The organism is Leisingera sp. F5, from assembly GCF_001593695.1.
On sequence record NZ_LUKH01000301.1, the window covers coordinates 1 to 2,996 of the forward strand.

4 protein-coding genes are annotated in these 2,996 nt (G+C 58.0%); 2 read left to right on the forward strand and 2 right to left on the reverse strand.

The features are described 5' to 3' along the window. Window positions 1–238 precede the first annotated feature (238 nt). Window positions 239–676 (reverse strand): DUF302 domain-containing protein, encoded by a 438-nt coding sequence (locus tag A2I95_RS29230; protein ID WP_291735534.1) that lies wholly within the window; start codon window positions 674–676, stop codon window positions 239–241. Between the two features lie 277 nt (window positions 677–953). Here A2I95_RS29230 and msrP point away from each other — a divergent pair, with 277 nt between their 5' ends. Together msrP and msrQ are read left to right on the forward strand one after the other, a co-directional pair. Next, entirely contained in the window at window positions 954–1,859 is a 906-nt protein-coding gene (gene msrP / locus A2I95_RS29235) for a protein-methionine-sulfoxide reductase catalytic subunit MsrP (RefSeq protein WP_027257221.1), read from the forward strand. 13 nt (window positions 1,860–1,872) lie between these two features. After that, a complete protein-coding gene (msrQ, locus tag A2I95_RS29240) occupies window positions 1,873–2,496 on the forward strand; it encodes a protein-methionine-sulfoxide reductase heme-binding subunit MsrQ (RefSeq protein WP_027257222.1) in 624 nt (207 codons plus the stop codon). On the opposite strand, the gene A2I95_RS29245 is transcribed toward msrQ, so the two are convergent. After that, a partial coding sequence (locus tag A2I95_RS29245; RefSeq protein ID WP_291735535.1) for a hypothetical protein occupies window positions 2,448–2,996 on the reverse strand: 549 nt, incomplete at its 5' end. The two genes, msrQ and A2I95_RS29245, sit on opposite strands and share 49 nt — an antisense overlap.

Here is a 2,996-nt window from a genome sequence, read left to right on the forward strand (position 1 = left end):
GCCGGGTCCACTTTCGGATCCAGGGTTTGCAGCGCCAGCGAGAGTTCTTGGACATCGTTCTTGGTCGCCGCGGGGCCGGTAGCGCAGCCAGCCAGCGTGGCGGCTGCCAGCATCATCAGGTAAGCAAAAAGGGATTTCATCATGGTCTGCCCGTGCCGAAATTTCAGTTTCCGGCCAGCATAGTGAAAACGCGCAGGCAGTGCAGCGGGAATTTTGCAGCCAGGGGATACTCTGGAGCTTACTCCTCGATCGCCTCCTGCACGATGCCGTCCAGCAGATCGTGGATCAGCTGCATCTCGCCCTCGGGGAAGGCGCGGAAGCCGATGGTGACGTCTTCTGCGCCAGGGGTCTGAGCGACGAATATGTCATAAGGGCAGAAGGTGATGTTCATGGGATTGGCCTCCATCACTTGGCGAGACAGTTTGGCGGAGCAGAAAGAGAAGACCTGCGCATGTTCAAACAGCACTATATCCGAGCCGACATCGGCGCGGGTGCGTTCCAGCATATCGCCCACATGGCTGATGTGGTCGATCCGCAAGCCCCGGTTGGTGATGGCGCTCTCAAGCCCGAAGGTTACGTCATCAAAGGGCAGGGGAGTGGTGTAGCTCACCATGTCCTGCGCCGCAGCCGTGCCGGTGCTGAGGGCAAGGGCGGCTGCAATTACATACATCTTCATCGGGCATCTCCCTGGTGACTGCTGACCCGCGCCCGCTGCCCTGCAAGGCAGTGCGCTAACACATTGCATTTTTTGCATGAGATAGGGGCAACCGCCACCGGAAAGTTTCCGCATAGCCCGTTCAGGCGCCGCGCCGCTGAAAGCCCCTTTTTGTTAACGCTGAATGAAGAAGACTGTGCAACGTTACAGTTCTCTCGCGCAGTCGTTACTGGATATGTTTTGGGTTTTGCGCACTGGACCGTTACCTGAAAGGGAGCAGCAAACTCAGGAGACGCAGATGGCGCGCCGCTGGACCAATGATTTGACCCTTGCAGATGCAACCCCGGAGGCTGCGTTCTGGAACCGCCGCCAGATCATGGCGGGGTTGGCAGGCAGCGGGCTGGCCGCGGCGCTGGGCGGTCAGGCGTATGCGGAAGAGGCGTTGGAGCCCAATACTTGGGAAGAGGTGACCAACTACTGCAACTTCTATGAATTCGGCACCGGCAAAGGCGACCCGCCCAAATACGCGGACCTGATGACCACCAAGCCCTGGAGCGTCAAGGTTGACGGTTTGGTCGACAAGCCGGGAGACTATTCCTTTGAGCAGATCTTAGGCGAAATGACACTGGAGGAGCGTATCTACCGATTCCGCTGTGTCGAGGCCTGGTCCATGGTGGTGCCCTGGCAGGGGTTCGAGCTGGCGGATCTGTTGGATATGGCGGGTGTTCAGAAGGGCGCCAAATACGTCGCCTTCGAGACGCTGTACCGGCCGTCTGAAATGCCAGGCACTGCCTATAAGGTGCTGGACTGGCCTTACCGCGAAGGCCTGCGCCTGGATGAGGCGATGAACCCGCTGACGATGATGGCAACAGGTATCTTCGGTAAACCGCTGCCCAACCAGAACGGCGCACCGCTGCGGCTGGTGGTTCCATGGAAGTACGGTTTCAAGTCGATCAAGTCCGTCGTGCGCATCACCCTGACGGATCAGGAACCCCCGACCAGCTGGAATATGGCCAATGGCCGGGAATACGGCTTCTATAGTAATGTGAATCCCGATGTCTCGCATCCGCGCTGGAGCCAGGCCAGCGAACGCCGCATTGGCGGCGGGCTGTTCGCTAAACGCCAGCCGACGCTGATGTTCAATGGCTACGGGAAAGAGGTGGCCGCCCTGTATGATGGGATGGACCTTGCCAAGCACTTCTGACCGGAGCCGCCTGATGGACACGGCAAACCAGCTTCTCCGCCACTTTCCAGTCTGGGCAGTTTATCTGCTCGGGACACTGCCTGCGTTCTGGCTCTTTTACCTCGGCCTCACTGGCGGCCTGGGGGTGGAGCCGATCAAGGCGCTGGAGTATGAATATGGCGAACTGGCGCTGCAGCTGATGGTTCTGACGCTTTCCATTTCCCCGATGCGCAGGCTGCTGGGATTGAACCTGATGAAGTTCCGCCGGTCGATCGGCCTGTTGTGCTTCTTCTATGTGTCTTGCCATCTGCTGGTCTGGCTGGTGCTGGACGTGCAGATCCTTGGCCAGATCCTCGCTGATATTGCCAAGCGTCCTTACATCACCATTGGTATGGGGGGCTTTGTCCTGATGCTTCCGCTGGCTTTGACCTCCAACAATTTCTCTGTCCGGCGGCTGGGGCGCGCCTGGCCGCGTTTGCACAAGCTGACCTATGCGGCAGGTCTTCTAGGGGCGCTGCACTACGTGATGCTTGTTAAGGGCTTCCAAATTGAACCGCTGTTCTATCTTGGAGCGGTGGTTGTCCTGCTGGCCCTTCGATTGCCCGCTGCTCAATTCCAGAAGCGGCAGTCTGCACCCAGGGCATCAGGTCGGGCCTGAATCGGATCCGCAGCACTGGCGTTGGATAATGAAAGGCGGCCTGATTGGCCGTCCTTTTTTGTTTTGGTCTGTTTCCGCCGCTGTTTTGCGGCGTCTTTCATTTTGACGCGGGCTTGGCCTGCCGTTCTTTCTGGCTGTTGGGCTTTTTTTGTCTGGTTTGGCGTGATTCCGTGCGGGGTGACTCGTTTCCTTGCGGGGTGATTTTCTGTGATTCCGGGCGGTGGGGTTGTGGATAAGCGGGGTTGTTCTGTGGGTAAGTTGTGTTGCGGGGCGTTTTGGGTGTTCTGCGGTGTTTGCGGTTGCGGCATCCGGGTCAGGATTGCTGACTTTTTTGGCATGTAAGTCATTGATTTTGTTTTGTTTGTATCTTTTCTTTTCGGAAAGTTCGGTTTTTGCTGTTTTTTGGCTTGCGGGTTGTTGGGAGTAACCTTAGAACCCCCTTCACCGGCAGCGACGAGATGCTGCTGAGACACACCGGACGGGACGGCGGGAACGCAGGA

Excerpts from the sequence above, each read along its gene's own strand:
- msrQ (WP_027257222.1), top strand. The coding sequence starts at position 1,873 with ATGGACACGGCAAACCAGCTTCTCCGCCACTTTCCAGTCTGGGCAGTT.
- A2I95_RS29230 (WP_291735534.1), bottom strand. The coding sequence starts at position 676 with ATGAAGATGTATGTAATTGCAGCCGCCCTTGCCCTCAGCACCGGCACG.
- msrP (WP_027257221.1), top strand. The coding sequence starts at position 954 with ATGGCGCGCCGCTGGACCAATGATTTGACCCTTGCAGATGCAACCCCG.